Annotated in this window: 27 protein-coding genes; 8 read left to right on the forward strand and 19 right to left on the reverse strand. The window is 44.1% G+C overall.

Features of this window, described 5'->3' with window-relative positions:
* Positions 1 to 62: 62 nt before the first annotated feature.
* Entirely contained in the window at positions 63 to 2,042 is a 1,980-nt protein-coding gene (locus tag ACTRWI_RS05365) for a methyl-accepting chemotaxis protein (RefSeq protein ID WP_499129780.1), read from the reverse strand.
* A gap of 378 nt (positions 2,043 to 2,420) precedes the next feature.
* Here ACTRWI_RS05365 and ACTRWI_RS05370 point away from each other — a divergent pair, with 378 nt between their 5' ends.
* Positions 2,421 to 2,594, forward strand: a complete 174-nt coding sequence (locus tag ACTRWI_RS05370; RefSeq protein WP_186728027.1) for a hypothetical protein — start codon at positions 2,421 to 2,423, stop codon at positions 2,592 to 2,594.
* A 2-nt stretch (positions 2,595 to 2,596) separates the two neighbouring features.
* On the opposite strand, the gene ACTRWI_RS05375 is transcribed toward ACTRWI_RS05370, so the two are convergent.
* Together ACTRWI_RS05375 and ACTRWI_RS05380 are read right to left on the reverse strand one after the other, a co-directional pair.
* Positions 2,597 to 3,475, reverse strand: coding sequence for an SDR family oxidoreductase (locus ACTRWI_RS05375; RefSeq protein ID WP_499129781.1), 879 nt, complete (start codon positions 3,473 to 3,475; stop codon positions 2,597 to 2,599).
* Positions 3,476 to 3,511: 36 nt separating this feature from the next.
* Complete coding sequence (locus tag ACTRWI_RS05380; RefSeq protein ID WP_499129782.1) at positions 3,512 to 4,111, reverse strand: hypothetical protein; 600 nt, start codon at positions 4,109 to 4,111, stop codon at positions 3,512 to 3,514.
* 202 nt (positions 4,112 to 4,313) lie between these two features.
* On the opposite strand from ACTRWI_RS05380, the gene ACTRWI_RS05385 reads away from it, so the two are divergent.
* Both ACTRWI_RS05385 and ACTRWI_RS05390 read left to right on the forward strand, forming a co-directional pair.
* Positions 4,314 to 4,859: a TetR/AcrR family transcriptional regulator gene (locus ACTRWI_RS05385; protein ID WP_499129783.1), complete on the forward strand. Its 546-nt coding sequence runs from the start codon at positions 4,314 to 4,316 to the stop codon at positions 4,857 to 4,859.
* Positions 4,860 to 5,086: 227 nt separating this feature from the next.
* Entirely contained in the window at positions 5,087 to 5,374 is a 288-nt protein-coding gene (locus tag ACTRWI_RS05390) for a TetR/AcrR family transcriptional regulator (protein ID WP_499129784.1), read from the forward strand.
* Between the two features lie 593 nt (positions 5,375 to 5,967).
* Here the strand turns inward: ACTRWI_RS05390 and ACTRWI_RS05395 are convergent.
* From ACTRWI_RS05395 to ACTRWI_RS05425, 7 genes are all read right to left on the reverse strand, one after another.
* A complete protein-coding gene (locus ACTRWI_RS05395; protein ID WP_499129785.1) occupies positions 5,968 to 6,090 on the reverse strand; it encodes a hypothetical protein in 123 nt (40 codons plus the stop codon).
* Between the two features lie 248 nt (positions 6,091 to 6,338).
* Positions 6,339 to 7,520: a glutathionylspermidine synthase family protein gene (locus tag ACTRWI_RS05400; protein WP_499129786.1), complete on the reverse strand. Its 1,182-nt coding sequence runs from the start codon at positions 7,518 to 7,520 to the stop codon at positions 6,339 to 6,341.
* Complete coding sequence (locus ACTRWI_RS05405; RefSeq protein ID WP_122055243.1) at positions 7,520 to 8,131, reverse strand: DUF1190 family protein; 612 nt, start codon at positions 8,129 to 8,131, stop codon at positions 7,520 to 7,522. The genes ACTRWI_RS05400 and ACTRWI_RS05405 overlap by 1 nt, the downstream gene beginning before the upstream one ends.
* Before the next feature lie 8 nt (positions 8,132 to 8,139).
* Positions 8,140 to 8,556 (reverse strand): DUF350 domain-containing protein, encoded by a 417-nt coding sequence (locus tag ACTRWI_RS05410; RefSeq protein WP_499129787.1) that lies wholly within the window; start codon positions 8,554 to 8,556, stop codon positions 8,140 to 8,142.
* Positions 8,557 to 8,585: 29 nt separating this feature from the next.
* Complete coding sequence (locus tag ACTRWI_RS05415) at positions 8,586 to 9,221, reverse strand: YjfK family protein (RefSeq protein WP_499129788.1); 636 nt, start codon at positions 9,219 to 9,221, stop codon at positions 8,586 to 8,588.
* A 74-nt stretch (positions 9,222 to 9,295) separates the two neighbouring features.
* Complete coding sequence (locus ACTRWI_RS05420; RefSeq protein ID WP_137406882.1) at positions 9,296 to 9,982, reverse strand: PspA/IM30 family protein; 687 nt, start codon at positions 9,980 to 9,982, stop codon at positions 9,296 to 9,298.
* A gap of 11 nt (positions 9,983 to 9,993) precedes the next feature.
* Entirely contained in the window at positions 9,994 to 10,380 is a 387-nt protein-coding gene (locus ACTRWI_RS05425) for a DUF2170 family protein (protein ID WP_499129789.1), read from the reverse strand.
* Positions 10,381 to 10,952: 572 nt separating this feature from the next.
* On the opposite strand from ACTRWI_RS05425, the gene ACTRWI_RS05430 reads away from it, so the two are divergent.
* Positions 10,953 to 11,231 (forward strand): hypothetical protein, encoded by a 279-nt coding sequence (locus tag ACTRWI_RS05430; RefSeq protein ID WP_499129790.1) that lies wholly within the window; start codon positions 10,953 to 10,955, stop codon positions 11,229 to 11,231.
* A 119-nt stretch (positions 11,232 to 11,350) separates the two neighbouring features.
* Entirely contained in the window at positions 11,351 to 11,635 is a 285-nt protein-coding gene (locus ACTRWI_RS05435) for a PTS fructose transporter subunit IIB (RefSeq protein WP_499129806.1), read from the forward strand.
* Positions 11,636 to 11,793: 158 nt separating this feature from the next.
* On the opposite strand, the gene ACTRWI_RS05440 is transcribed toward ACTRWI_RS05435, so the two are convergent.
* The 8 genes from ACTRWI_RS05440 to ACTRWI_RS05475 all read right to left on the reverse strand — a co-directional run bounded on the left by ACTRWI_RS05440 (position 11,794) and on the right by ACTRWI_RS05475 (position 21,200).
* On the reverse strand, positions 11,794 to 12,930 hold the full coding sequence (locus tag ACTRWI_RS05440) for an ABC transporter ATP-binding protein (protein WP_499129791.1): 1,137 nt from the start codon (positions 12,928 to 12,930) through the stop codon (positions 11,794 to 11,796).
* Positions 12,931 to 12,986: 56 nt separating this feature from the next.
* Positions 12,987 to 13,721 carry an HAD family hydrolase gene (locus ACTRWI_RS05445; protein WP_499129807.1) on the reverse strand — a complete coding sequence of 245 codons (735 nt, stop codon included), beginning with the start codon at positions 13,719 to 13,721 and terminating at the stop codon, positions 12,987 to 12,989.
* A complete protein-coding gene (locus tag ACTRWI_RS05450) occupies positions 13,711 to 15,180 on the reverse strand; it encodes a CehA/McbA family metallohydrolase (RefSeq protein ID WP_499129792.1) in 1,470 nt (489 codons plus the stop codon). Before ACTRWI_RS05450 ends, ACTRWI_RS05445 begins: the two co-directional genes overlap by 11 nt.
* 104 nt (positions 15,181 to 15,284) lie before the next feature.
* Complete coding sequence (locus ACTRWI_RS05455) at positions 15,285 to 16,565, reverse strand: extracellular solute-binding protein (protein ID WP_499129793.1); 1,281 nt, start codon at positions 16,563 to 16,565, stop codon at positions 15,285 to 15,287.
* Positions 16,566 to 16,571: 6 nt separating this feature from the next.
* Positions 16,572 to 17,519, reverse strand: coding sequence for a carbohydrate ABC transporter permease (locus ACTRWI_RS05460; RefSeq protein ID WP_499129794.1), 948 nt, complete (start codon positions 17,517 to 17,519; stop codon positions 16,572 to 16,574).
* A 23-nt stretch (positions 17,520 to 17,542) separates the two neighbouring features.
* Positions 17,543 to 18,427 carry a carbohydrate ABC transporter permease gene (locus ACTRWI_RS05465; RefSeq protein ID WP_499129795.1) on the reverse strand — a complete coding sequence of 295 codons (885 nt, stop codon included), beginning with the start codon at positions 18,425 to 18,427 and terminating at the stop codon, positions 17,543 to 17,545.
* A gap of 84 nt (positions 18,428 to 18,511) precedes the next feature.
* A complete protein-coding gene (locus ACTRWI_RS05470) occupies positions 18,512 to 19,414 on the reverse strand; it encodes a LysR substrate-binding domain-containing protein (RefSeq protein WP_499129796.1) in 903 nt (300 codons plus the stop codon).
* Positions 19,415 to 19,574: 160 nt separating this feature from the next.
* On the reverse strand, positions 19,575 to 21,200 hold the full coding sequence (locus ACTRWI_RS05475) for an ABC transporter substrate-binding protein (protein WP_499129797.1): 1,626 nt from the start codon (positions 21,198 to 21,200) through the stop codon (positions 19,575 to 19,577).
* A 142-nt stretch (positions 21,201 to 21,342) separates the two neighbouring features.
* Here ACTRWI_RS05475 and mpaA point away from each other — a divergent pair, with 142 nt between their 5' ends.
* On the forward strand, positions 21,343 to 22,059 hold the full coding sequence (gene mpaA / locus ACTRWI_RS05480; protein ID WP_499129798.1) for a murein tripeptide amidase MpaA: 717 nt from the start codon (positions 21,343 to 21,345) through the stop codon (positions 22,057 to 22,059).
* 125 nt (positions 22,060 to 22,184) lie between these two features.
* Here mpaA and ACTRWI_RS05485 read toward each other — a convergent pair whose 3' ends face one another.
* Entirely contained in the window at positions 22,185 to 22,955 is a 771-nt protein-coding gene (locus ACTRWI_RS05485) for an HAD-IIB family hydrolase (protein ID WP_499129799.1), read from the reverse strand.
* A 145-nt stretch (positions 22,956 to 23,100) separates the two neighbouring features.
* Between ACTRWI_RS05485 and ACTRWI_RS05490 the strand changes: the two genes are divergently transcribed.
* The gene (locus tag ACTRWI_RS05490; protein WP_499129800.1) at positions 23,101 to 23,925 is read left to right on the forward strand and encodes a helix-turn-helix transcriptional regulator; all 825 of its coding nucleotides are present in this window, start codon (positions 23,101 to 23,103) and stop codon (positions 23,923 to 23,925) included.
* Between the two features lie 796 nt (positions 23,926 to 24,721).
* The coding region (locus ACTRWI_RS05495; protein WP_499129801.1) for a transposase at positions 24,722 to 25,383 on the forward strand (662 nt) is incomplete at its 3' end.

The following is a 25,383-nucleotide window of genomic DNA, read 5'->3' on the forward strand; positions in this document are numbered from 1 at the left end:
AATCCTGTGATTCACGGGCTTTTTAAGTTTTATTTATGCAGCTTCGTTTGGGCGTCTTCGAACTAGCTCTTAAACGTACTCGCTATCTCTTTCAATGAAGCCGCGAGTTCAGCTTGCTCTTTGGCGGTTGCTGCAATTTGAGTTGCGCCTGTGGTCGACTCCGTCGATTTCTGCTCTACTGCCATCACGTTTTGCGCGATCTTTTGAGTCACAACGGCTTGCTCTTCCGTTGCTGTGGCGATCTGTTCGGTCATGCTAAATATCTCGCTCACCGATGCAGAGATACCTTGTAAGGTGTGCTCAACCTCTTTTGAATCCTCAACTGCTTTAAACGACATCTTCTGACTGTTATCAATAACATTGAACGCCGTCTGCACATCATACTGTAGCGAGCTGATAAAGCCTTCAATTTCCGCTGTTGATTGCTGGGTACGTTGCGCCAGAGTACGAACTTCATCGGCAACTACCGCAAATCCACGACCTTGATCACCCGCTCGGGCTGCTTCAATTGCCGCGTTCAATGCCAGTAGATTAGTTTGCTCTGCTACCGACTTAATCACATCAATCACGCTATTAATGTTATTGCTACTCTCGTGTAGATGCGTGATCTTTTCCGCTAGGTCATTAATTTCGGATGCCAGCTTTTCTATAGAGCGGTAAGAGCTTTGAACCGTACTCAAACCTTCTTGAGACTGCTCATCGACCAATTTAGCAGAGCTTGCTGTCTGCTGAGTGTTAGCCGCCACCTCATTTACCGTTGCTGATAACTCTTCTGTTGCCGTCGAAACTAAACCGATTTGATCTTGTTGTTGAACCAAGGTGTTCGTGTTGTAGTAACAAGTTTGCGAGGTTTCTTCAGCAGCTAAAGCTAAGGTCAGACTCGATTGAGACAGATTGTCGATAACATTCGAAAACTTTTCTAACGTTTCGTTCAGTGCCGAAGATATCTGTCCAAGCTCGCTGTTACCTACGTACTTAGCACGAACCGTTAGATCATTGTCATTACGCACTTTAGACAACATCACCATCAGATCTTTTACTCTCATCGTTAGGTCGCTGATCGCCTTAAAGCTCACGAAGGTCGCAAATAAGGAGACCAAAGCAAACAGACCGATACACATCATCATCGCAGACTGCGCCTCTGACATCTTTTTCTCAGTCAACGCAATCAATGAGTCTGCTAACTGATTCTCGGTTTTCTTCAACTGAACAATACGGCCTGTCGCTTGAGCGAACCAATACACAGGGTCGACATCAAAACCACTCATCTTAGATTCCGCCAAACTGCGAAGTTTCTCTACCTCTGCCACTGAACGATCATTCAATTTCTGCTCTAAGAAGCGAACATTGTCTGGGGAACTCAACACCTCAAAGTTTGAGAAGTAGGTATTTTGCTCTGTTACCAAAGAGATGAATTTCACGAGCATACCTGGGCCAAACTCGTTTTTGGAAAAGGTATTATTCAGCACAGCACGCTCAATACCCGCACGCTCTTTTCCTTGCAAAAAGTTGTAATAAGCGATGGTTTCCGTAGTGATGGTGGCATCAGAGCTTAGCTCTGCGATTAACGCCGAGACACTCAATAATTTTGCGTTTAGTTTTGTGTAATAGCCCAAAGCTTCAGAAAGTGGTATCGACTGAGAATCAACTCGGTTACGAATAGAAGTAATTTGGTTAAGACTTTGGCTAATTTCATTGTTCAGGCGAGTAAACTGCGCTAAATCAATCGCTGCAGACTGCCAATATTCGTTTCTCTGAGCACGTCTATTATCCGCACTGGTTCTTTGGGATTGAAGTTCACTAACAAACTTAGTGCCCTTCGACCCGATAAAACCTGCCGTCATACCACGTTCTTTTTGTAGCTCATGCACAAGTTCGCTGTACATAACCGACAAACGAGTCAGTTGGTTTAATGACGACATTTCGCTGGTCGTTTCTACGCTTTTAGAAATGGTAGAAGCACTCAGCCATAGAAACCCTAAGATCGGTAAAATAAGCAAAGCGATGATTTTTTGCTTAAAAGACATATCGGTTAATTTCATTGTTATTTCCTGGCAGCTGACGAATCTTTATCTGTTATGTAATTAGACACACTTCAAAAGTGGTGCGCCTTTACTAATTAGTTAATCAATTAACGTGCCATGTTATCGGCAATCGATGACGCTAGCATTTAACCTTACAAAACCCATTGGTTTATTTATAAATCTTTTAGCTATGCAACCTTACCGAACACAAAAACCGTGCAACAACACATTTACGACACAAGTGACTGAAAAATAGTGCTTGTTATTAATAGTAAAGAGGTAGGTAAACACTAAACCTCGGCTGAATACTCACTACATATTGAGCAGCAACTATGTATAATGCCGCTCCGAAAAGTTAACAATTCAATCAACTAAAAAGCATAACCTGAGGTATTTATGGACTGTCCAGCTTGCGAAGAACACATTGGATGGGAGTGGGTAGAAGAGGAAGCCATCGAGCCCAATGAAGAGTTCGACTGCCCTGAATGTGAAGCAACTCTGATGTACACCATCGATGAAGGCACTTATTACGGTGCACAACATAAAACCGTCGAAGTCGTCGACGACTAGCCTTAATTAGACTCGTTATTAAGCTGGGAAAAATGGTCACTTAAATGATGTTTTCCCACGCATGGCGCAATGGCATCACCTTCCATTACGCTCAAGAAAAACTCTGCAGGTCCAACTCGACTTTCCGGTAGCCGCCTTATCACGCACAAAGCCAATGTCCTCACCCAGTCGGGAACATAAGTAATTTGCGCTGTTTTACCCTGAGACTGAAAAGCAAGCTCTGCTATTTGTGTTGCACTGAGGATATCTGGACCACCCACATCCAATTCTGTTTCGTCATTAGGTAACGAGGCCAAGATAAATTCGGATAGATCTACGCCATGAATTGCATTCAAACGAACAGCCCCTGAACCAAAAAGGTGCACCCTTCCCGCCTTAGCCATATTGTAGAACTCTTCGATGTCGGCAAAAAATCCATTCGGACGAATCACACAAGGCGCTAATTGTACTGATGCCAATAATCGCTGTGCAAAGCGCTCTTTTGCTTCAAGTAAGCGAACGTTTTTAATCACGTTCGCCCTAAATGCCGATACATAAACAAACTTCTTAACCCCTGCTCGCTCCGCTTCTTCCAGCAGGTTTAGGTTGGCTTGATAGTCGACATCCATATAACTCAGCCCCTCTTTCTGACGTGTGATACCAACACAAGAGATGACGACATCAATCTCATCACAGCACCCTTTTAGACTCTCGGAAGCGGTCACTTGTGCGATCTGAATTTGAGAATCGTTCAAGCCGAGAGCCTTCAATTTGTCCGCACTGCGGGCCTGCGCTTTGAAATCAGCATCGCGCGCTTGGAGCGCTTCGATAAGATGACGACCTAAGTACCCTGTCGCCCCAGCCACTAGAATTCGGCTTTTAGGTTCATTCGTTACGTTCACTGGTAGATAACCTCATTTATTAAAAAGCCTCATTGATTAAACAGCTTCGTTTTCCGGACGGTAAGGTTCTTCTCGTAGAATATGACTGATTAATAACTTCAAATAAAACACAGGTAAAAACCATTCTAAGCCGACAGGTGACTCCACAACATAAAGCGATAAGATCAAGCTCAGTATATACAGAATCAAAGCAACTGGACGTTGTAAATAGAGTGCGGTTTTCAATACAAAGATACACGCCAACATCATGTAACCACCGGTCACTGCTACCCAAATCAGATTCAAATCCAAAAACAGCCAACTGAATAGCGTTAATTGAATGAAGTGAATGGCGATAAAGGTCATGTGTTGCTTAAAGCCTTCCCCTTCTCTGTGAAACCAGCGCTTGGCACTTGATGTCGCGTTGGTGATCACACCACCCAACATGTCGATGGTTAACAGAACTGCCGCTAGGTATTGTCCCCAAGACCAGCCCAACTCAGCATAACTGGCATATGCAGCGATCAGCGCCCCCGCAATCAACGGTATGTACAGTTGCAGGTTCTTCTCTGCGGATGTCGCCCCCGGACCAATAAATCTATCTAGCCCACCTAAGAAGCCCGCTCTGAATGGGGGCAGGTTCCAATCAATTCTCATAGTTACCTCGAATAATAGTCGTTTAACTTTTATTTAGAACATTTGGTCTTTTTAAATTAGATCGAAGTTTAACCACTGTAAAGAATTATTTTGACCACTTGGACTAATTTAAACTAAGATGGCACTGATCAGCTACATTAAACTATTGCTTCAGTAGCCTAAATTGACTGAACCTTAAACTATTGAACTCCGAGGAAGACTCATGCCAAAGATCGTCGATCATGACCAAAGACGCGAAGAGATCGCACTGAAAGCCGCTGGTGTATTTTTGGAGTTTGGTTATAAAGAACTCGGAATGAGACAACTGTGCTCACACCTCAACATGAGCAAAAGCGCGGTTTATCACTACTACAAAAGTAAAGATGAACTATTCAAGGCTGCGACCGAAGCCATTGTTCGACACGATGGTGGTAATCTCGCCGACTTGCCCCTTGCTGTTGATGCTACAGCCGGGCAAAAGATTGAAAACTTCCTCCATATCTTTCAAGCGATAGAGTCACGCTACTTCCAAGAGATGAAGTTGGTCTTTGATTACATTGATGTAATTGGTCAAGAAGCCGTAGCTGAAGATGCCAGCATCGAGATCGCCAACAATAAGTATCAACAGCTGCTCGCCCAATACATCGATGCCGAGAATGCGGTCGAGTTGTACAGCATCCTCATCGGCCTACTGACCCACCAAACCCTGTGTGGTGGAAAGCTTGAACCTGAGTATGTGCGTTCCGTGGCAAGTAAATACTTAAACTAGCCAGTCTTTCGAAAAGTAAGGGTATAGCCAAACAGTATCAAAGGTTTACTCGCTTTAAGCTAGTCGAATAAGGTTGCTTGTAGTCAAGCTAAACCAAACACACCTTTACCGGAACGAACGTACAGCATAAAATTTTGAACATATGTTCAGATTAATGAAGCAGACGTTATGTCCAAGACCGCGAAGTTCGATAGACAAGAAACAGTAGATAAGGCAACGAACCTTTATTGGGAAAAGGACTTCACGCGACTTTTATACATAACCTGCAATATGTGCTTGGTCTTCCTCCGGGTAGCGTCTACGCGACGTTTGGCAGCAAAGAGGGTCTGTTTAAAGAGACGCTTGCTCGCTATACCGAACTCGGCATTTTCAACCTTAACCGCTTTCGCAACGAAACAGACTCACCAATCAAAGCGCTTGAAAGCTTCGTAAAACGTGCAGTTGTTGAATCTAAACAAATTTACTTAACTCAATGGTTGAAGACGTATTTAAGTATCATCCTTTTAAAATGCTGAACTCAGACATATCAACAAAAAGATTCCACTGTTAGCTAAGGGCTAAATCGGAGTCTTTTTAGTTTTGAGCTAGTTAACTTTGTAGCCAATTAACTCTATAGTTTAAGGGTTATACCTTTCTCATGATCAGCGCCTGCGCATTGAAGAGCTGATGCGAACCACCACGATAAACTTTTCCTATGTCGACGTTCCTTAAAGGCCCCTTTTTCAGGCGACCCAGTTTGTCGCCAATAATTACACTTTCATGCTAAATTCGAAGTACCCCCCTAAATTCGCGACATATCTCTACCTTTCCAGCTGTCCAATGTGTCGTGAATTCGGTAGCCGAGTTCCATTTTCATGTTCTCTACCTGTTCGAAAGTTGAGCCAAACTGACCTCCAGCCAACAAGCCATCATCCCTTTTGGCGAAACTATAACCAGTCGATGCGCCACCGAAAACTGCCCATTTTGAGTCGAAGTTATAAACATAATCATAAGAGCCAGTCGTAGTTGTTTAGTCTGACTTCATACTATGCGCCACTCCTAACCGCCAACGATACCTATCATCGATCAACGCATGATAGCCGACCGCAGGCGTAAACTCCGACTCATTCTAAGCGGTGTAACCATCGAGTACACCTAAACTCACAAAGTGTTCAACGTCATCACTCACCGTAAACGCTTCACTCACCACGAATCCTGACAATATCACAGCAGGGACCACAAAGTACTTCACTCTTCCTCCAAAATATAAAACATCATTCAATTAAAGATTGCAGTAGCAGCTTCTGAAGGAAAGTAAAATGAGAAGTAAAAGAGACCAACAGGGCCAATAGCTTATGCAACAACTCAGAACGCGAGAGACTCTAAGGCCTCAAGCAAGCTAATTTCAGAGCTATGCAACTTTGGGAACAGAGCATCAATAATTGGTAAGTTAGGTTGATAAACAGGCAAACACAGGTGTCTATCAACCAAAATGACCATCTAGTCGAGAATGATGTGAGGAAGGTAACGAGACATATCTTGAGTCACTAGGGAGCTGTCTTCTCGGATTGAGATTCCAGCGGGCTCATCATTAATCAACCAACTACCAACCAAGGTATAGTTATCACCAAACTTTGGTAATGGATGAAAAGCCTGAATGATATGTCCTTCTTCACCGTAAGGGCCGTCGGTATCAAGAACAAGCTCTTGATCTCTTACAACTTGAATATTGGCACCTTCCCGTGAAAATAGAGGCTTAATTACATGATCTTTGAGCTCGGAATTTTTCAGTTGTTTCAGTTTAGGATCATCTGAAAAATACGCAGCTAGTAAGTTCGGATGGTTAGGAAATTTCTCCCATAACAAAGGAAGAATTGCCTTGTTAGATAGCACTGACTTCCACATAGGCTCTAGCCAATTCACTTTGGCCGTCTCCAAGTGCTCGGCGTAATCCTCTTGGAACATGAATTCCCAAGGGTAAAGCTTAAACATCCATCGAATCAGGTTATCTTGAGTGTCGGTAAACTCTCCATCTCGCGTTACGCCTATGTCTTCAATATGAACAAACTTCGTTTTCAACCCTGCTTCAATCGCACAGTCTTGCATGTACTGAACCGTGCCACGATCTTCTTCAGTATCTTTACAGCATGAAAAGTGCAATGTCTGACCGGGTTGTAAACGCGCTAACTCTTGGAATCTCGCCATCATTAACTCTTGAAGCAAGTTAAATTGATCAGAATCACGCCTTAGCTTTCCTGAGTTCACCAAATCTTCAAGCCAAAACCATTGCCAGAATCCCGTTTCAAACAGCGATGTAGGTGTATCGGCGTTGTTTTCATAAAACTTGGCAGGACCACGTCCATCATAAGCAAGATCGATACGAGAATAGAGAGAAGGCTCCCTACGCTTCCACGAATCCAAAACACCTTGCCACATGGGTTGAGGAATTTGAAAGCGCTTAAGCCAGTATTCATCGCGCACGACCACATCGACGATCTCGAGACACATTTCATGAATTTCTCGAGTTGGCTCTTCAAGATCTTCTTCGATTTGCTTCAGAGTGAACTGATAGTAAGCCGTTTCATCCCAATACGGTTCATCGTACATGGTATGGAAACCAAAACCATACTCTGCCGCCAGCTGCTTCCAGTGTTTTCGAGGTTCCGAATTCAGACGAAGCATTAGCCGCCCCAACCTTTACTTGAGCTCTTAGAACTACTCCAACTTGATTTCGCTGATACCGTGGAGCCAAAACCACCACGAGAGATAGTTCGTTTCACCGTCGGCTTGGGCTTAAACTCGTCACGACTCACAGATACCGTACCACGTTGATATGACTTCCCATAAGTTCGACCATCCGCAGTGATCCAATCATCATAGAAAATGCTACGAGAGTACGTCGATGTAAACATAGGCTGAGAATAATAACGACGATCATCTACCATGCGTGCGAACATAAATCCTGCCATCGCAGGCATAAACCAATTGTTTTGAGGAGCAGCAACACATCCGCTAAAGCCAAACTCATGCGCACAATCATCAATGCTCTTATACTTAGGTGCCGTGCGACTCGCTTCTTCTAGAGCATCCTGATAAGCACTTTTGCACTCCGCCGCATAAGATGGGTGATCATAAATACAATCATCAATCGTGCCATAAATATTGGTTCGAACAGAATCATCACTGCAGCCAGAAATCATTGCTGTTGTCACCGCTACAGAAATCGGGGCTAAACTGAACTGACGCCAGTTCTTACGCATTTCAGGCAAAACTACATTTTGACTACGTTTCATTCCGCCTCCTAGTAGGTCATACAAGCGGCATTAAGCAGGCCAATAGCGATAGACATAGATGCCATTACGATACCTGCAGGAATTTCGTTAGCCTTAATACGCTCGACCAATTTTGGCATAAAACCATAACGAACTATCGCAAAAGCGAGTAGTTGTGCGATCAAAGCAATCACACCCCAGATAGCAAAATCGACCAGATTTACTGAATTCTTTGCTGCACCAGCAATCGCCAAGCTATAACCTAGGAAAGCACCAGATAGCGTAATACCAGCTGCAATATTTTGTTCATCCTTAACCAACTTCCATTCGTCGTAAGGAGTGCAACGAATATAAACAAACTTAAAAAGCAGTAAGAAGAAAATTGACAATGCGAAGTAAAGCGCAAACGCACCAAGCCCTGCCAGAGAATTTACAAATTGAGACATAATGTTTCCTTAACGGAGATAGAGAGTTGTTAGCTAATTAACGTGAAGTCAGTTGGAGTAAGGTTAATGCCAGTGCTTGTTACTACACTGCGAACATGCTGATTATTGGCGATCGACTCTTCGGCGCTCACCAATAGTGACTCGAATAAATCCGTTTCAGCCTCACGTTCATAAACCATGACAAATTGATCGGTGGTTGTAATATTTCCTGACTGATCCCAAGTGGTCTCTGTCATAGGAACCGGACGAATATTGTCCCAAACCTTGGAAAAACGATGCCCTTCAAGCTCCTTGTACGATTGAACCACATCGTTCTCTAACAATGATTGCCACTGAGCGTCGGTATCAATCGGCTTAGACTCATAGAAATACCAAAGCTTCACTTCTTCAATATCAGCTTCTTGATTCCCATGTTGAAGGATCTGTAAATACCCCTCGTCGTCAGTGTAATACCGCAAAAGGCGAGTCTGATTATCAAGTTTGACCTCGCCAACTGCTTTAATGATTTGAGTTCGAGCTGCACCTTCAATAACTAGACTAGGTTCAATAATCTTCAGTTTGAGATCATCGAGTTCAAACGCACCGCCTAACCTCAATCCAATCACTTCCGGCGCTTGGGGTGCCTGAGGTTTCTCGTCTTTTTGTTTTTTAAACCAGCCAAACATAAAGCACTCCTTGTTTAACAAACGAAAGAGCGTAACGGCCAAGCGCTACACTCCATATACACGTAACTTAGAAGCTACTTACCGAGAATTCGAGCTAGTTCGTCTTCAGCTGACTTACTTCCCCCAGACACAATGCCAGCATCCGCCAACTTCTTATCTAAACTGCTGCCAGATTGCTGTTCATGGAGTTCTTGTGCAGCCTCAAATTGTGCTTGCCTTTCATCCTGGCGGCGCTTTATACGATCTAAAGATTCAACCGCAGTATGCATTTTTGCATTAGCGCCAACATTTGTTGCTGATACAGCGGCCTGCGCTTTTTGGACTGCTTCATTGGCTTTAACAACGTCAACTTGTTGTTCTAATTGGCGTAATTTGTCTTTAGCTTGTGCGATATTCGTACGCATAGATTGCTCAGACTGAGTAAACTGCTGAAAATAAGCCTGCTCCGCTTGTTGTTCGCTACGCAGCGTCGCGACCTTTGTCGCACACTCTAAAGCTAGATCCTGTTGGCCTTTTTCCATCGCTGAACGGGCATGCCCTTCGTATTCAGCTATTCCACTATCGAAGCTCGCGACTTTCTGTTCTGACAGCTTTCTTTTTGCAATGATTTTAACTAAAGCTTCATCTGAACGGCGCAACTCCTCTTTTGCTTCTCGGATTTCTTGATCAAGAATCCTTAGAGCTTGGTTGTCCGCTACCGCTTCTGCCGCTTCATTTGCGCCACCTTTGATGGCCGTTACTAGTTTTTTCCAAACACTCATCTGCTCTCTCCTTATAAGTATTCTTGGTAAAGGTCGATGAATGCCTCAACGTTTCTAAATAGAGTAGCAACCTCAATGACTACGCTCTCTTTTTTAGATTGAGACGACAATGAACCAAACGCTGTGTAATAGCTCTCACCACTCACGTCATTAATCCCAATAGTTGATAGAGGGAACATCTTGTGCGTACGCAGGATTGTTTCATTAAGCGCATGCTTATCCTTGACGTCAGATTGAGAGAACAACAAGACTTCAACCAATATCTGTTCCCCTGAAACGGCTAAAAAAGCATTAATTCCATCTTCGTTTTGTATCACGATAGACTGCTCAGTTGACTCAACACTCCAACCCTGATGCTCACTTAAGAGCACTTGTAACTCATTAGTATTCCAATTCATTATTTGTTGCCTTTTGATGTTCAAACCAAAGCATGACTCGTGTCTTATTAAACACGCACTTAAGAAAGCCGCTTTTATTACATAAAAAAACAAATACATATGTTATAGAAGCGAACCAAATTGTATCCTCAATCTATTTATCAATCCCACCTTATACACTTTTTATGTGGGCTTCATTGCATAATTGCAATGTAAGTTTAGTTTCCGATTATCCGCACCTCTCTATCGACAGCACTCCATTAATTTAAATGCAGCGTAACTGTGCACATAAGAAAAGTGATCAAGCAATACACTTTATTGTTACCGAAGCGTTGTTACAGGAACGTCCCTGGAAATGGGGCAATATTCCAAAGTAAAAGCAGCCAAGACTTGCCATAAATTGTATTCAATCGAGCGCCTTATATCCTAATAAGGTGCTAGAACAACTTGTAAATCGAGTAAAACACTGCTTTAACGGAACGAAAGTTCAGCATAAAATTTTGAACATATGTTCAGATTAATGAAGCATATGTTATGTCCAAGACCGCGAAGTTCGATAGACAAGACGCTGTAGATAAGGCAACGAACCTGTATTGGGAAAAGGACTTCACGCGACTTTTATACATAACCTGCAATATGTGCTTGGTCTTCGTCCGGGTAGCATCTATTCAACCGCTGGCAGCAAAGCAAGTCTATTTAAAGAGGTGCTTGCTCACTATACAGAGCTTGGCATTCTCAACCTGAACCGCTTTCGCAACGAAACAGACTCACCAATCAAAGCGCTTGAAAACTTCGTAGAACGTGTAGTAGTGAACCCAAACAAAGCGCGCCAAATAGCATATATCTTGTCGATATCGCACTTGGCTCTCTAACCACAGCGGTTATCGTTGGCTTCTGGAAACCAGTAGTCGTTGAGACCGAAGAAGACACAGTTGAAGCTGCGCCGGTTCAAGCTCAAACAGCACCTGTAGCAGGCGAAGGCGAGTATGACATCGTAGCAGTAACATGTTGCCCATCTGGTGTTGCACACACCTTTATGGCTGCGAAAGCACTAGAGCAAGCAGGTGCGGCAGCTGGCCTTAAGATTAAGGTAGAAACACAAGGTCAAAACGACATTCAGAACCGCATCACCGACCTAGATGTAGCAAATGCGAAACTGGTTATCTTGGCTCACGATATTCAAGTGAAAGACGCTCACCGCTTTGCCAATGCGAACGTGATTGAGTGCTCAACCAAAGAAGCGATGAAGAAAGCCGCGGATATGGTCACTATATAAAACGGAAGTTATCAAACACGAAAAACTATCCCCAAGAATCAATAAATTAGTGAATGCTCACTATTGATAAAGTGCCCCCTACCAAGAAAAATCCCCGTTCGCCTAGTCAACGAATGGGGATTTCTTTATTCAGCTCTCACCTAATTGGAGAGGCAAGATCAGCTCTTAGGATCAAGCGTCTCTTCGGTTTCTAAATCGAATAAATGACATTGGCTTGTGTTGAAATGCAGTACTGTCTCTTCGTCACTGTTTGCCGTACGATCGGCATCGAAAGGCACGCGAGCCACCAGCTTATCGGCACCCAATTTGAAGTAGAGATACAGCTCATTCCCCATCGACTCGACCACATCAAGCCTGTGCGTTTGAGTATTAACCTCAGACAAAGGCGCGTCGTGATTAGCCAACTGAATGTGCTCAGGACGAACACCAAACCACACCCACTCGCCCAATTTTTCACGAGCAATAGCTTGCTTGTCTTGTGGTAGCGCCCAACGACTGCCACTTTCAGAGACCACGTTCATCACACCGTCAATCTCATCCAATCTCACCTTGAGAAGATTCATCGCTGGCGAACCAATAAAGCCTGCGACAAACTTGTTTGCAGGGTATTGGTAAAGATTCATCGGTGTATCAACTTGCATGATCTCACCTTGATTCAACACACAGATGCGATCACCGAGAGTCATGGCTTCCACCTGATCGTGTGTCACGTAGATCATGGTGGCATTTTGCCCTTCTTGCTTAAGATTATTATGCAGTTGCGCAATGCTCACTCGCGTTGACACACGCAGCTTCGCATCCAAGTTAGACAAAGGCTCATCAAACAAAAACACATCAGGCTTACGCACCATTGCACGACCAAGCGCCACACGCTGCCTTTGACCACCCGACATTTCACCCGGCTTGTTATCTAACAAGTGCTCAATGTCTAATGTCTTGGCAGCTTCTTCGATACGTTCAGTGATTTCACGCTTTGGCAACTTCTGCTGCTTAAGGCCAAAAGCCATGTTGTCGTATACCGACATATGCGGGTAAAGTGCGTAGTTCTGAAACACCATAGAGATGCCACGATCTTTAGGTGGCAATTCATTTACACGCTTATCGCCAATGTAGACATCGCCTTCTGAGATATCTTCAAGGCCTGCGATCATACGAAGTGTGGTAGATTTTGCGCAGCCAGACGGCCCAACAAACACCATGAACTCACCTTCGCGAATATTCAGATCGACACCGTGCACGGCCTTAAAACCATTTGGGTAGGTTTTCTCTACCCCTCTCAGTGTGACTTCAGCCATAACCTGTCCTTAAATCAATTGGTTAAATACTATCTTTGCAATCTGTCGTGGACGTTTTAGCAACGTTCTTGCAATTGGTTGAGCTCAAAATGAGCGACTGATGCGATAACCAGATCCGCCACTGGCTCTAACTCGCTGTGTTGTGCTGTACCCGTCAGCACGCCGACATTGCTTGCGCCTGCATTGCGGCCAAATTCCATATCCGAAACCGTGTCACCAAACATGATCACTTCATGTGGCTCAATACCGCATTGCTCACAGAAGGCATTAAGTAGTGCTGGCGCTGGTTTAGGTTCGATATCCCCATCGGAATAACCAACATAATCGAACATCTCACTCAAACCCGATTGCTCTAGTGTGTAGATCGTTGAGTCTTTGGTGTCTGCAGTCGCGATGCCTAAAATCATGCCCTGCTGTTTAAACACACCCAGCTTATCAGCCACACCCGGTAGTGCTTCAATCCAGCTTGGGTTCTCTTCCACTTCGTCATTGAAAGCGGCTTTGGTCACCTTAGTGAACTCAGCGAGTGAGACATTAGGTTGCAGCATGTTGAACCACGCTATTGCGGTATCTTCCACTGGGTTTGAGGCTAGTAGTCCATAGTTATCAACCACATCACCTTCAACACCGATGGCCAAGAGTAACTCAGCAGGTGTGACAGTTTGATTACCATGATGCTGGTCACTGTAAGATTTCACACGCTCGCAGGCACCACGAGAAACGTTGAGCCACATCTTGTGGAACTCTAACAATGTGCCGTCTTTATCAAATAACATCGCCTTAAACTTCATCACGGCTCATTCGCTCCATTAGTTCTCCCCAAGTACGCACTAGGGGTTGGTTAAATTCTGGTTCTTTACCGTCGAATACGGCGTTGATGCAGCCTTCAAACTCACGCTCGTCAGATGCAGATTGAATGCTGTTGATTAATGCTGAAGAAAGATCCCCACGACGAATATCGACGCGGCACCAACGGTAGCCCTCATCAATATGGAGACTTTGCAGCTCATCACTCAAAGCGATTCGTTCAACAACCTCACCATCCACCACACACTCCGCGTAGTAAGGGTTTTCTGAGTCAGAGACAGCAATTCGGTATGTAAGCGCTTGTCCTTGAGAATCGTTACCTGGCAGCAAATCCCCTAAGTTGATATCAAACTTCAAGCCGCAACGACGCTCTAGGTAAACTTGCCCATTACGCAGACCAGACAAGATACCCTCGCCACTCAAACCATGGCTGTAAACGAAGGTGGATGGGTCGCCATAGATGGAAGGCTCATCCGATTTAGGATTGCGCTCATGCGGTTCAAGGTGCGAATCACTGCCGCCAATCGCGGTAATGCGCTGGCCACAATTCCACATTTCATTGAGAACCAATAACGCTTCTTCGGTCGCTTTCGGTGAAGTTGACCAAGTAGGGTCACAACACACTTCAAACGTAGACACTTGGCTTAGATCCACTTGATCGTAATTCCAATGCCACGGCTTCATCATTGGGTGATTGATGCCAAGGGAACTGTGCCCACTTTTTGCCAAATTCAATCCTGCTTCCATGGTTGCTTGGCTGCTGTGTGCAACGTCTCTAAGGTCCAAAGACTTAACTGAGCCATGCACATTGAAGTGCCCGAGATCGGTTGTGACTTCTAACGCAGGTAAGAACAAGCACTGCTTTGATACTGGCAGTTTAGGCTGGCAGATGTTGTGCTCTGTAAAGAAAAAGAAATCGAGCCCTTGTGATTCCACAATGTCTTTAGCCGCAGCTAAAGTATTGTGACCATCAGAAAGCTGAGTGTGAGCGTGTAAGTCACCACGATACCAGCGAGAATCAGAACTCAGCATATGACTGTAATCAAACTCGATATCGTGATCACTTGTCACCGCAGGGGTCAGTTCTAACTCAGCATCGCTATTAACTAACTCTTCAGAGTAAAGTACATCGACTTGATACTGCATCGCACGCTCGGTGCGAAACTCACCCTCAAGGTTATAAAGCTCTAAGAACCATCCGCCCGATGGAATCGCGCCATCAATCGCGCCTAGGCCTGAGTTTTCCGGTTGGATAGTGAGTGACTTGTGCACCTTTTCGAACAGCACTTTGCCACGAAATGCTTGGTTGGCATCATACGCCGCTGCGTACAAGAATCCTTTTGTCACCGTTGTGCCGGTAATGGTTACGCTGTGAGAACCTGCTGGCACATCAAAGGGGATACGTACTCTGCCAAACGGCAGCTCACCTTGAAATTGGGTCATTGTCTTCACCAAATTCGTCCAAATTGAAGGACTGGGTCAAAAAGAGGCCCACCCGAAAAGGTGGGCCTTTATGCATGCAAAGATAGTTTTGTTATCTTTACGGATTAAGAACGATTCGCTCGGTCTAGTGCACGTTGCGCTTTCTTAGCCGCTTGTTTTAGCGCTTTGTCAGCAGGCACGTTTTGGATTTGAATTTGATCCGCTGCCACCTTCAGCGCATCCATGATCTTACCGTTGGTAGGGTCAAGGAAATCTTTGGTCGCCGTGTTTGCTTGCTTCAACGGAATCAGGGCTTGCGGGTTATCTTTGGTGAACGCTTGGTATTCTGGAACTTCAGAAACACTGTTGCGCACTGGGATGTAACCTGTGAACATTGACCAAGCTGCGGTGTTTTTCGCGTTGGTGTAGAACTCCACAAACTCAAATGCACCTTTCGCCGCTGCGTCATCTGTGCCTTTTGGCATTACGTAAACCAGCGCACCCGCTTGTGGTGCAGAAGGGTTTGAGCCCCAACCTGGTTGCGTGGTTGCTGAAAGCTTAGTGAAGTCCAAGTCACCTTGGTCACCCGATGAACCGGTGTAGCCTAGTGCGTTGTCTTTCATCACATCATCAATGGTTTTGTACCAGTATTCCCAACCTTGACCACCGTAGTGAATACGCATGATTTGATCATCGTGGATCCACTTACGGAAGCTGTCCCAAACCTCAACCCACTCAGGTGAGTCAATCAACACCTTCTTACCGTCATCACTGATGATCTTAGCACCGTTAGAAAATGCCGCGTCAATCATGTTGTCTTGCCCCCACATCGGCTCCCAGCCGTAGAAGGTCACATTACCTTTCTCATCACGTTGTGTGACTTTCTCAGCGACCTTAGCCACGCCTTGCCATGTCTTTAGATCTTGCTCCGTAAAGCCGTTATCTGCCAACACCTGCTTGTTGTAGTAAAACACCTGAGTTGTACCGTAAGCAGGTAGACCAATGATGGTGCCATCGTCTGCCGTCACTTGATCTTTAAAAGCACCAATGAAATCAGAGAAGTTGAACTCTTCATCCATGAACGGCGTTAGATCACGGCTCAAACCACGTCCGTGCATTGCTTCCGCACGACCTGAATCTAGCAGCACAAGTTCAGGTGCCGTTTTAGACGCTAAACCAGCTTGCAGTTTCTGGTAGGTTTCCGTGTAGTTACCTTGCAATGCAGGCTTCACCACATACTCATCTTGGCTCGCATTGAACCCTTCGATGAGCTTAGTCATCATTTGCTGTGGCTTAGTACCACCGGAATACCAAAAGTTCACTTCGGTTGCCGCAAGAACACTGCTAGAGAACATAGACGCGCTTGCTGCGCCAGCACACACTAGTGCGAGAGTTTTTAGTTTCATTTCCGTTTACTCTTTTACGCCGTTATCGGCGATACCTGAAAGAATCGTCTTTTGACAAATGACGAATAGAATTAACAAAGGCAATACTGCAATGGTGCTCGCCGCCATGATTTGCGACCAGTTCAACCCATAGTTACCTTCGGCAATAAAGTAGTGACGAATACCAGTAGCGATCAGGTTTAAATCCTGAGTCGTAATCACCAGACTTGGCCACATGTAGCTGTTGTAATTGGTAATAAAAGTGATGAGGAACAGTGTTGCGACTGCTGCTCGGCATTGCGGTAAGATGATTGCCCATAAGATCTTGAGCTCACCTGCACCATCAATTCGTGCCGCTTCAATCAGCGACGGATGCACCTTGATAAACACTTGGCGTAAATAGAACACACCGAACACCGACGCCGCGTTTGACGCCACCAAGCCCATGTGTGAATCCAACAAACCCAGTTTTGCCAAGGTGATGTAAGACGGAATGTACGTCACTGCGCCCGGCAGCATGTAACAGCCCATCACGACGAAATAGAGCACTGTCTTCGAGCGAAACTTCAGTTGAGTCAGCGCGTATGCAAACATCGCTGAATTCACAATCACCAACAAGGTAGTGAACAAAGCCACACTAAAGCTGTTGAAGATGTACAAGCCAAACGGCGCGCTGTGGAAAGTTTCAACAAAGGTTTCCCAGCGAAACTGCTCTGGAATCAAGTCCAGCGGGTTAGCAAAGATCTCATCGTTACTTTTCAGCGAACCAGACAGCATCCATAAGAACGGAAACACCATAATGGTTCCGCAGGTTGCCAAGAAAAGGTGCTTCGCCAGTGTGAGGAACGAACGGCGATCCGCTGAGGCTTTCTTTGACGCAACTTCTGACTTCGTCGATTTGACTTGAGCTCTAACTTTGGTTTTCGCTACGCTCTGATTTAATACTTGATTGGCATCCAATACTTGCGTGGTCATAATTCTGTCCTTTCAAAAATCGACTAGTAGTACACCCAGCGCTTGCCGATGTAGGTATTAATAAGTGCCAGCAATCCAGTAATCAGGAATATCACTAACGATGTCGCGGCTGCAGGTCCCATTTCGTAACGTTCGAACGCTTGTTGGTAGAACAAATACAACAAGGTGCGTGTTTCACCACCCGGTCCGCCTTGCGTCAGGATCTGGAACTGATCGAACGCCTGCATCGCCGTGATAATGTTGACCACCACCAAAAAGAATGTGGTTGGTGAAATCAGTGGCAGCGTTATCTTCAAAAAGCGCGTTAAGCTGCTGCAACCATCAATCAAAGACGCCTCATACAGTGATTCTGGGATCTTGTTAAGCGCACTGATGTAAAACAGCATCGTCCAGCCAATCGCCTGCCAAACTGTCACGATAATCACCGCAACCAAGGCTGTGTCTCCGTTCTCTAACCATGGAATCGCACTAAACCCTGCCGACTCTAACAAGTGGTTTGCCAAACCCGATTTGGTCTCGAATACCCAGGACCACACGATCGATACCGCGACTGTGGGTGTGATCCAAGGGGAGAAGATCACCGCACGATAAAACTGACTACCCTTGAAATTTTTGTGTAGCAGCATGGCAAACACAAGACCAAAAATGATAGTGGGAATCACCACACCAACAGAGAACCAAAACGTGTAGAGCATCGCTTGGATGAACTCATAGTCCTCAACCATGTACTCGTAATTTTCTAAACCGATGAACGAATAATCTGGTGAGATGTAATCCCAATCGGTGAAGCTGATGTAAATCGAATAACCAAATGGTACGAGCCAAAAAGTAAACAGTGGCACCAACAACGGTGCAGTAAATAGCAGTACTTTTAAGCGGTTTTTCATTGGTTCTGAGAAAGCACTCATGGTGACCTCGTCCTTATTTGTATGCGGTTAAATTAAGGGGTTTGTGTGACAGGTTAGTAAGAGCGTCCTTCATTTTTTTTATGGCTACCCATTAGAAAATCTTTCTTCCAGTTCACCATCTTCCATCTGGTGATAAAGCCAATCACAAAAGAAATTCACCTTGGCACTGCGCCGGTGTTTAGTAATCAAATAGTGGGCTGATTCAGCAGGCATCGAGGACTCTGTCGCCAAAACAAGTTCGTTTTTCTCCAACAACTCAGACACCGCAAGCGAACGCACCAACAGCACACCAATACCATGCTTAACGGCCTCTAGAGCGTGCAAAGAATTACTCACTTCAAGTAGCACCTTAGGTAAAGTCATCTCGAATTGGTTATGGCTCAACCATTGTAACCAGTTCTCTCGGTAGCCTTTTACTTGCACGGTCGGCAATGCAGAGAAATCATGCTCAGCCAAGGAATCTTGAAATTGGTTCTTAAATTCTGGGCTGCACACTAACTGCCAATGCTCTTGAAACAGTCGCTCACTATGAGTGTCTTCGCTTTCGACCTTACCGTTGGTCAGTTCGATATCAACATTCTGACAAGGGTTGGTAGATGGCCAGTCCACCAGCTGAATATCGAGCCTGATAAAAGGGTATTTTTGATAAAAAGATGGCAGGCGAGGTAGCAGCCAGTTATGGCAAAAGGTGTGATTCACGCGCAGGCTCAAGACATCGGTTTCTTTTTCCCCGAACAGGATTTGAGTCTGTAGTTTCAGGTGCGCCAATGAGCCCGCAACAATCGGTTGATAATGCTGGGCAGCCGACGTTAGTTTTACGCCTTTGGAGCTGCGTTCAAACAGTGTGGTATCGAGAAAGGTTTCTAAACTTTTAAGCTGCTGACTCACCGCAGCTTGGGTAACACAAAGCTCTCGCGCAGCAGCGCCAATAGAACCAAGGCGGGCAACAGCTTCGAACGCAACAAGTGCACGTAGAGGGGGTAACATGGCTTCACCTGATTGAAATAAAAGTGAAAAATACTTCAGTCAGGTTTCAGTTTTTTGCGCTTACGGTTACAAATTAATGACGAAAGGACATTGATCAGATATTTATGATCAACGTCCCTTTTCTCTATTTCAGACTTTTATTGATGTAACAGAAGCTCAACTACTCTTTGATGTAGAGATCTTTAGAGTAGATACGCCCTTCTACATTGTTCTTCGCAAAACCACCGACACTTGGTCGCACTAGACGGGCCTGCATGTAATAGTAGATTGGCGCGATCGGCATGTCTTCTGCCAGCAACTGTTCAGCTTGGTCATAGAAACCTTGGCGATCTTGTTCTCTGGTTGCGGCTAGTGCGCTATCCATTGCAGCGTCGTACTTGTCATTGCTGTAGCGAGCAAAATTGCCCGAAGAACCAGAACGCAGTAGGCTCAAGAAGGTTGATGCTTCGTTGTAGTCACCACACCAAGAGGCGCGCATTACGTCGAAATCACCTTGGCGACGTGACACCAAGTAAGACTTCCACTCTTGGTTTTCAAGCTCAACTTGTGCACCTAGGTTACCTTTCAGCATTGACGCAATTGCCACTGCAATCGACTTGTTCGATTCACTGGTGTTGTAAAGCAGTTTGAAATCCAATGGGTTAGACGCATCGTAGCCCGCATCTTTTAGTAACTCTTTTGCTTTTTGATCACGTGCTTTCTGAGTCCAAGTACTGTACTCAGGTTGTGTCGCATCAAAACCAGCTGTGTATTCATGTGCAAAGGTATAGGCCGGTAAGTTGCCCACCTGAGTCACACCATTGGTAATAACGTCACGCATCATAGAATAAGAGACAGCTTTACGTACTCGCGCATCATCAAAAGGTGGTCGCGTAGTATTAAATGCATAGTAGTAAGTACACAGCAAAGGCACTGTGGTAAACGCATCTTGGTATTTGCTTTTAAGTTGCTGCGCCATGTGTGTAGGTACGTCCGAAGTAATATCGACCTCGCCTACTGCATAACGGTTAATCGAGGCATTTTGATTCTCAAACGGAATATAAGTCACTTCGGTTAAATGAGTATCTGAACTGCCCCAATATTTCGGATTCTTCTTTAGTTCAATACGCTCGTTCACCACCCACTCGTCTAGTACGAATGCCCCATTACCAACAAATTGCTTAGGATCGCTCCACGGCTTGTCGCTACTTTCTAGGGCTGCTTTATGCACTGGCATCATGGATGTGTGACCCGTCATCGCCACAAAGTAAGGCACTTGGCTGTCTAGCTCAAAACGAACAGTGTGTTTATCAACAGCCGACACGCCGAGTTCTTCAATCGGCTTCTTACCTTCTGCTACATCTGCAATATTGTTGATTTTGGTGAGCTTCAAGTACCATACATTTGGCGATGCTGTTTTGGGGTCTACTGCGCGTCGTATCGCATACACGAAATCATCGGCGGTCACCGGATCGCCATTCGACCATTGCGCGTCTTTACGCAGGTGGAATACAAACGTCTTGTTGTCTTCGGTTTCCCAAGATTCCGCAACACCTGGGGTAATATTGCCATCGCGATCTTGAATCACTAAGCCTTCAAATAGGTCACGTAGAATGTGCATTTCCGGTAGGCCTTCAGCCTTTGCAGGGTCTAGTGTCGCCGCTTCCGCATCATTAGCGCGCACTAAGTGTTGCTGCTTTGCTAAAGTAGTTCCCGCTGGCAATGTGTCAGCAACGGCAGTTACTGAGATAAAAGGGGTCAATAGAGATGAAATGAGTAACGCCGTTGAGTGTTCCTTAAAATCCATATGTTTTTGCTCTCCTAGCCTATCTTTGAAGCAAGTAATAAAATTAATAATGAGACTGTTGACGAATTTTAATGCTTTCGTTTATCTAAGTAGTTCTTTAATCGTTAATAATTGATAGTACTTGATCAATCAGGAGATAAAGGTGAGTTTAATTCCAAGAACGGAAAGAGCTGCATTTTCAATAAAGCCGCTACCATATGGAAAGTCGATACTGGGCGCACCCTTGCTCTATTTCCCCGCGCAAGTAGAAAGCGAATCTCGAGGTCTAATCATGGCAGGCACACACGGTGATGAAACCGCGTCTATCGCAGGTTTGTCTTGTGCGCTAAGAAGCCTACCTGCCAACAACTTGCGACACGATGTGATCTTGTCGATGAACCCAGATGGTAACCAGTTAGGAACACGTGCCAACGCTAATCAAGTCGACCTAAACCGCGCTTTCCCAACTCAAAACTGGACAGAAGATTGCACCGTTTATCGTTGGAGTTCTCACACACCAGTCAGAGATGTAAAAGTAAAAACGGGTCAACCCGACCAACTTGAACCGGAAGTGCAGTCGCTCATCAACCTTATCGAAGCCCGTGAACCTAAATTCGTCATCTCTTTCCACGAACCACTCGCCATGGTCGATGACCCAAACCAATCGGAACTTGCCACTTGGCTATGCAAGCAGTTCGACCTACCGCTCGTTGAAGACGTGGATTACGAAACCCCAGGATCATTCGGCACCTGGTGTAAAGAGAGAAAACTACCGTGCATTACCGTAGAGCTGCCACCGGTTTCTACGGACCTGACGATAGAGCAGTATTTAGATGCGTTTGTGGCGGTGTTGGGGGGTAAGGGAATAAAGATTGATTAATTTCTGAAACGTTTTTGGACATAACCTTGTTTGGGTCGTTAACCTAATTGATTGTAATACTTATCAGATAGTATCTGAGAAGTGAAGGGCGCCCAACTGATGCCCCTCAACTCCCCTAAACTATTTTAGTGGTTATAATCCGAGTTTATTATAATATCTGCCATTACATCTAAAACGTGATCAAATGAACAGTGGTAACTTGCTTTGTCATAAGAGCCTGTCTCTCCAACGAAAATCGAGATTTTCGAGTTGTCTAACATGTCAAAGTCATTGTAGTCGTTACCTATTGCCAAAGTATTCTCGAATTTTATACCGAGTTTATCAAGGGCTTCTGCCTTGTTCGTTTTAATGGGTGTTAAGTCAAAAAAGTTGTCATGAGTATGAAACTGAAGACTACATTTTAAACTGTTAGACAAAATAAGATTTTCTATATCTTTTTTTACTTGTGAGCAGAGAATTAAGAGCTTAGTAACGCCATGTTTAATGATGTCTTCCTCAGGTACTCTAAAATCTGATAGTGATTCAATATAACTGTGGAAATCGTGCTTCTTTTGTGAGAATGAATATTTCCATTCACTATCAATAACATAGGGGATGGATTTAGCTTTTAAAAGGGTTAGTATAGGCTCTATTTCTTCATAGGGAAACTGATTTGAAAAAATCATATCGCCATGTTTCCATGCCTGTCCACCATTACAACCGATAAATGTAGCACCTCTCAATTCTTCAGGTATTAATGGTAACATATCTCTAATCGGTCTGGCTGAAGCAAAAAACAAATTACAACCCGATGTAAGCCTTAATATATCTTTAGCCTTTTGGCTATCTAACGGCTTGCCGTGTTTAATTATGGTTCCGTCCAAGTCGAAAACAATATTTAGATGCCCATTACCCATGCTAGTTACCTTAATAAATTAAAAATATATATGAAAGTTAAAATGTAGAAATTTGGTTATTCGTTCTGTACCTCGCCCTTAACTTTAGCGACTACCCATGGTATTTTTAGCGGTTTAAGCTCGCTAGGCAGAGGTTTTAGCTCAAATGGCAAATATCAAGTTGACTCGCTTTTCACCGAACCGTTCGATACGAGTTCATCATTTGAAAAATAGTTCTCCAATGTTTGAGTTCCATGCTCATGACAGTTATGAATTAATAATGTTAACTAATTGTAATGGCAAGCGTTATATCGGTGATTCAGTATCCAGAACAGAAGAAAATGAACTAATTCTCATTCCTCCATATGTGAGGCATACTTGGGATTGTGAAAGTAAGGCTCAAGATATCGTAGTAGTGTTGTTTGGAAATGAATTTCTTGACACTGCTATCCCTGAGTTTCAACCTGTTATACATTGGTTGAAGGCTATTAATCAGGTGGTTACTTTAACACTCGATGCAAAATGTAAAGAATCTCTATACAAAATACCGATGTTAGAGATGAAGCAGTCAAATTCTATCGAACAAGTAACCAAAGTAGTCAGTATTCTTGATTCACTACGCACTAGTCATGATAAAGCTGAGTTGCATGTAACGGCCATTCAACAAGCCTGGCTACCTAGACTTATAGAGTATATTAGTGCTGATGAAGTTCGTTCTTTTACTGATTGTGCTTCGAAATTTAATATGAGTGAGTCATCTTTGAAAAGATTGTTAAAGAAAGAATTAGATACTAACTTTACCGAGTTATATCGACATGTCAGGATTAAGAAAGCTCAGAGGTTATTGGCGAGAACATCCATTCCGATTTCGATTATCGCGGAACAAAGTAATTTCAACTCAGTTCGCTCATTCAATGAAGCGTTTAAAGCATATAGCTCAGTAACACCTAAACAGTTTAGAATTGAGCATCAATGGCGTTTGAACAGGTAGTTACATAATTTCTATTGTCGCACGACTAAGTGATACACTTTTTGTTTCGATCACTTCTATATATTACGTGAGATGGAGGCAGCCCCCTATTCTCTACATTAGTAAAACATAAGAAGAATTGATATATTGACATACGGGTTGATTTAAGATTCTAACGTAAAATGGGGCAGAACTGAGCTAGCTGGCACTTTTTGAGAAAAGTGCCACGTGTAAAACTTCACATACGGAATAAGACCGAGGTTGAATGATATTTGGACAAAACTTTGTCAGTGCTTTTGCTAAATTAGCAAACCACAAATATACATAGGTATGGCAAAGTTGTTGTGAAAAGCTAGTGCGATGGTTAACATCGCACCGGATAAGTATTGGCTGGGTTCGTGTTAAGCGGCATTACGTAAAATCGCGTTGTCTTGACTAACACTACAAACACTTAAAGCGTATTGTTGCCCTGGGATAATTTCCCAAAATAAATGGCCCCTGATTTTCGTGGGTGTCTATCACTTCTAATTCTTTATCTAGACTTTTACAAAAATTATTAGCTTGTTCTAATACCTCCTGTAATGGCGGCTCACTACCTGACGGGAGAGCCCCCTCTTGTCTAGACATTACATACTGGCCTTTTCCTGATGGAGTAGGACCTGTTTTCGTTGTTGAGCACCCAGCTAGAGCAAGTAACGATAACCCAAAAAAATCTCTTTCATTGCAATGAGCTTACGCCTTAAAAATTAATATAAACTATAAAATATTGGCTCTGTTAGCGTTAAGTGTTGAAGTCTAAATAATGAGCTATAGTTTCATGGTAGAGATAGGAGTTTTTGCCATGAAAACTGGAAATTTTACCCAAGTAATCAATATATTATCAGAGCTAACGCATCACCAACTTACTTTACTGAAAGATAAGGTCGATTCAAAGGTTAATGAATCGGAAACTTATAGACAGATAGATCAGTGCAAAAAGAGTGAATCGGTAGCCTGTCCTCATTGTGGCTCTATGTCCATTGGTCGCTGGGGTATGGCTTCTGGTCTGCAACGCTATAAATGCAAAGAAGATGAATGTGGAAAAACATTCAATGCTTTGACTAAAACACCATTTACAAGACTTCGCAAAAAGCACCTTTGGGAAGTTCAAGTTGGTTGCTTGAACGAATCCATGACAGTAAGGCAAACAGCCAAACGATTAGGGGTTAACAAGACAACTGCATTTCGTTGGCGACATCGTTTTTTGAAAGCCTCCGCAACAACTCAACTGACTGAAGTATCAGGCATTGTTGAACTTGATGAGATGTTCTTTGCTGAGAGCTTTAAAGATAAAAAGACCATTGAGCACCGAGTGCCACGTAAGCGTGGGCAACAGGCAGATAAACGCAAAAAGGAAGACCAAATTCCTGTTCTCATCATCAAAGATAGATGTGGTGGCATTGTAGATGCTGTACTTAAGCGTAATAGTAAGAAACAGGA

Source organism: Pseudoalteromonas sp. G5_S1_14_S5 (assembly GCF_054968605.1).

Coding starts and splice junctions, on each gene's coding strand:
- ACTRWI_RS05365 (WP_499129780.1), bottom strand. CDS start 2,042: ATGAAATTAACCGATATGTCTTTTAAGCAAAAAATCATCGCTTTGCTT.
- ACTRWI_RS05370 (WP_186728027.1), top strand. CDS start 2,421: ATGGACTGTCCAGCTTGCGAAGAACACATTGGATGGGAGTGGGTAGAA.
- ACTRWI_RS05380 (WP_499129782.1), bottom strand. CDS start 4,111: ATGAGAATTGATTGGAACCTGCCCCCATTCAGAGCGGGCTTCTTAGGT.
- ACTRWI_RS05385 (WP_499129783.1), top strand. CDS start 4,314: ATGCCAAAGATCGTCGATCATGACCAAAGACGCGAAGAGATCGCACTG.
- ACTRWI_RS05400 (WP_499129786.1), bottom strand. CDS start 7,520: ATGCTTCGTCTGAATTCGGAACCTCGAAAACACTGGAAGCAGCTGGCG.
- ACTRWI_RS05405 (WP_122055243.1), bottom strand. CDS start 8,131: ATGAAACGTAGTCAAAATGTAGTTTTGCCTGAAATGCGTAAGAACTGG.
- ACTRWI_RS05410 (WP_499129787.1), bottom strand. CDS start 8,556: ATGTCTCAATTTGTAAATTCTCTGGCAGGGCTTGGTGCGTTTGCGCTT.
- ACTRWI_RS05415 (WP_499129788.1), bottom strand. CDS start 9,221: ATGTTTGGCTGGTTTAAAAAACAAAAAGACGAGAAACCTCAGGCACCC.
- ACTRWI_RS05420 (WP_137406882.1), bottom strand. CDS start 9,982: ATGAGTGTTTGGAAAAAACTAGTAACGGCCATCAAAGGTGGCGCAAAT.
- ACTRWI_RS05425 (WP_499129789.1), bottom strand. CDS start 10,380: ATGAATTGGAATACTAATGAGTTACAAGTGCTCTTAAGTGAGCATCAG.
- ACTRWI_RS05440 (WP_499129791.1), bottom strand. CDS start 12,930: ATGGCTGAAGTCACACTGAGAGGGGTAGAGAAAACCTACCCAAATGGT.
- ACTRWI_RS05445 (WP_499129807.1), bottom strand. CDS start 13,721: ATGAAGTTTAAGGCGATGTTATTTGATAAAGACGGCACATTGTTAGAG.
- ACTRWI_RS05450 (WP_499129792.1), bottom strand. CDS start 15,180: ATGACCCAATTTCAAGGTGAGCTGCCGTTTGGCAGAGTACGTATCCCC.
- ACTRWI_RS05455 (WP_499129793.1), bottom strand. CDS start 16,565: ATGAAACTAAAAACTCTCGCACTAGTGTGTGCTGGCGCAGCAAGCGCG.
- ACTRWI_RS05460 (WP_499129794.1), bottom strand. CDS start 17,519: ATGACCACGCAAGTATTGGATGCCAATCAAGTATTAAATCAGAGCGTA.
- ACTRWI_RS05465 (WP_499129795.1), bottom strand. CDS start 18,427: ATGAGTGCTTTCTCAGAACCAATGAAAAACCGCTTAAAAGTACTGCTA.
- ACTRWI_RS05470 (WP_499129796.1), bottom strand. CDS start 19,414: ATGTTACCCCCTCTACGTGCACTTGTTGCGTTCGAAGCTGTTGCCCGC.
- ACTRWI_RS05475 (WP_499129797.1), bottom strand. CDS start 21,200: ATGGATTTTAAGGAACACTCAACGGCGTTACTCATTTCATCTCTATTG.
- ACTRWI_RS05485 (WP_499129799.1), bottom strand. CDS start 22,955: ATGGGTAATGGGCATCTAAATATTGTTTTCGACTTGGACGGAACCATA.
- ACTRWI_RS05490 (WP_499129800.1), top strand. CDS start 23,101: ATGGCAAATATCAAGTTGACTCGCTTTTCACCGAACCGTTCGATACGA.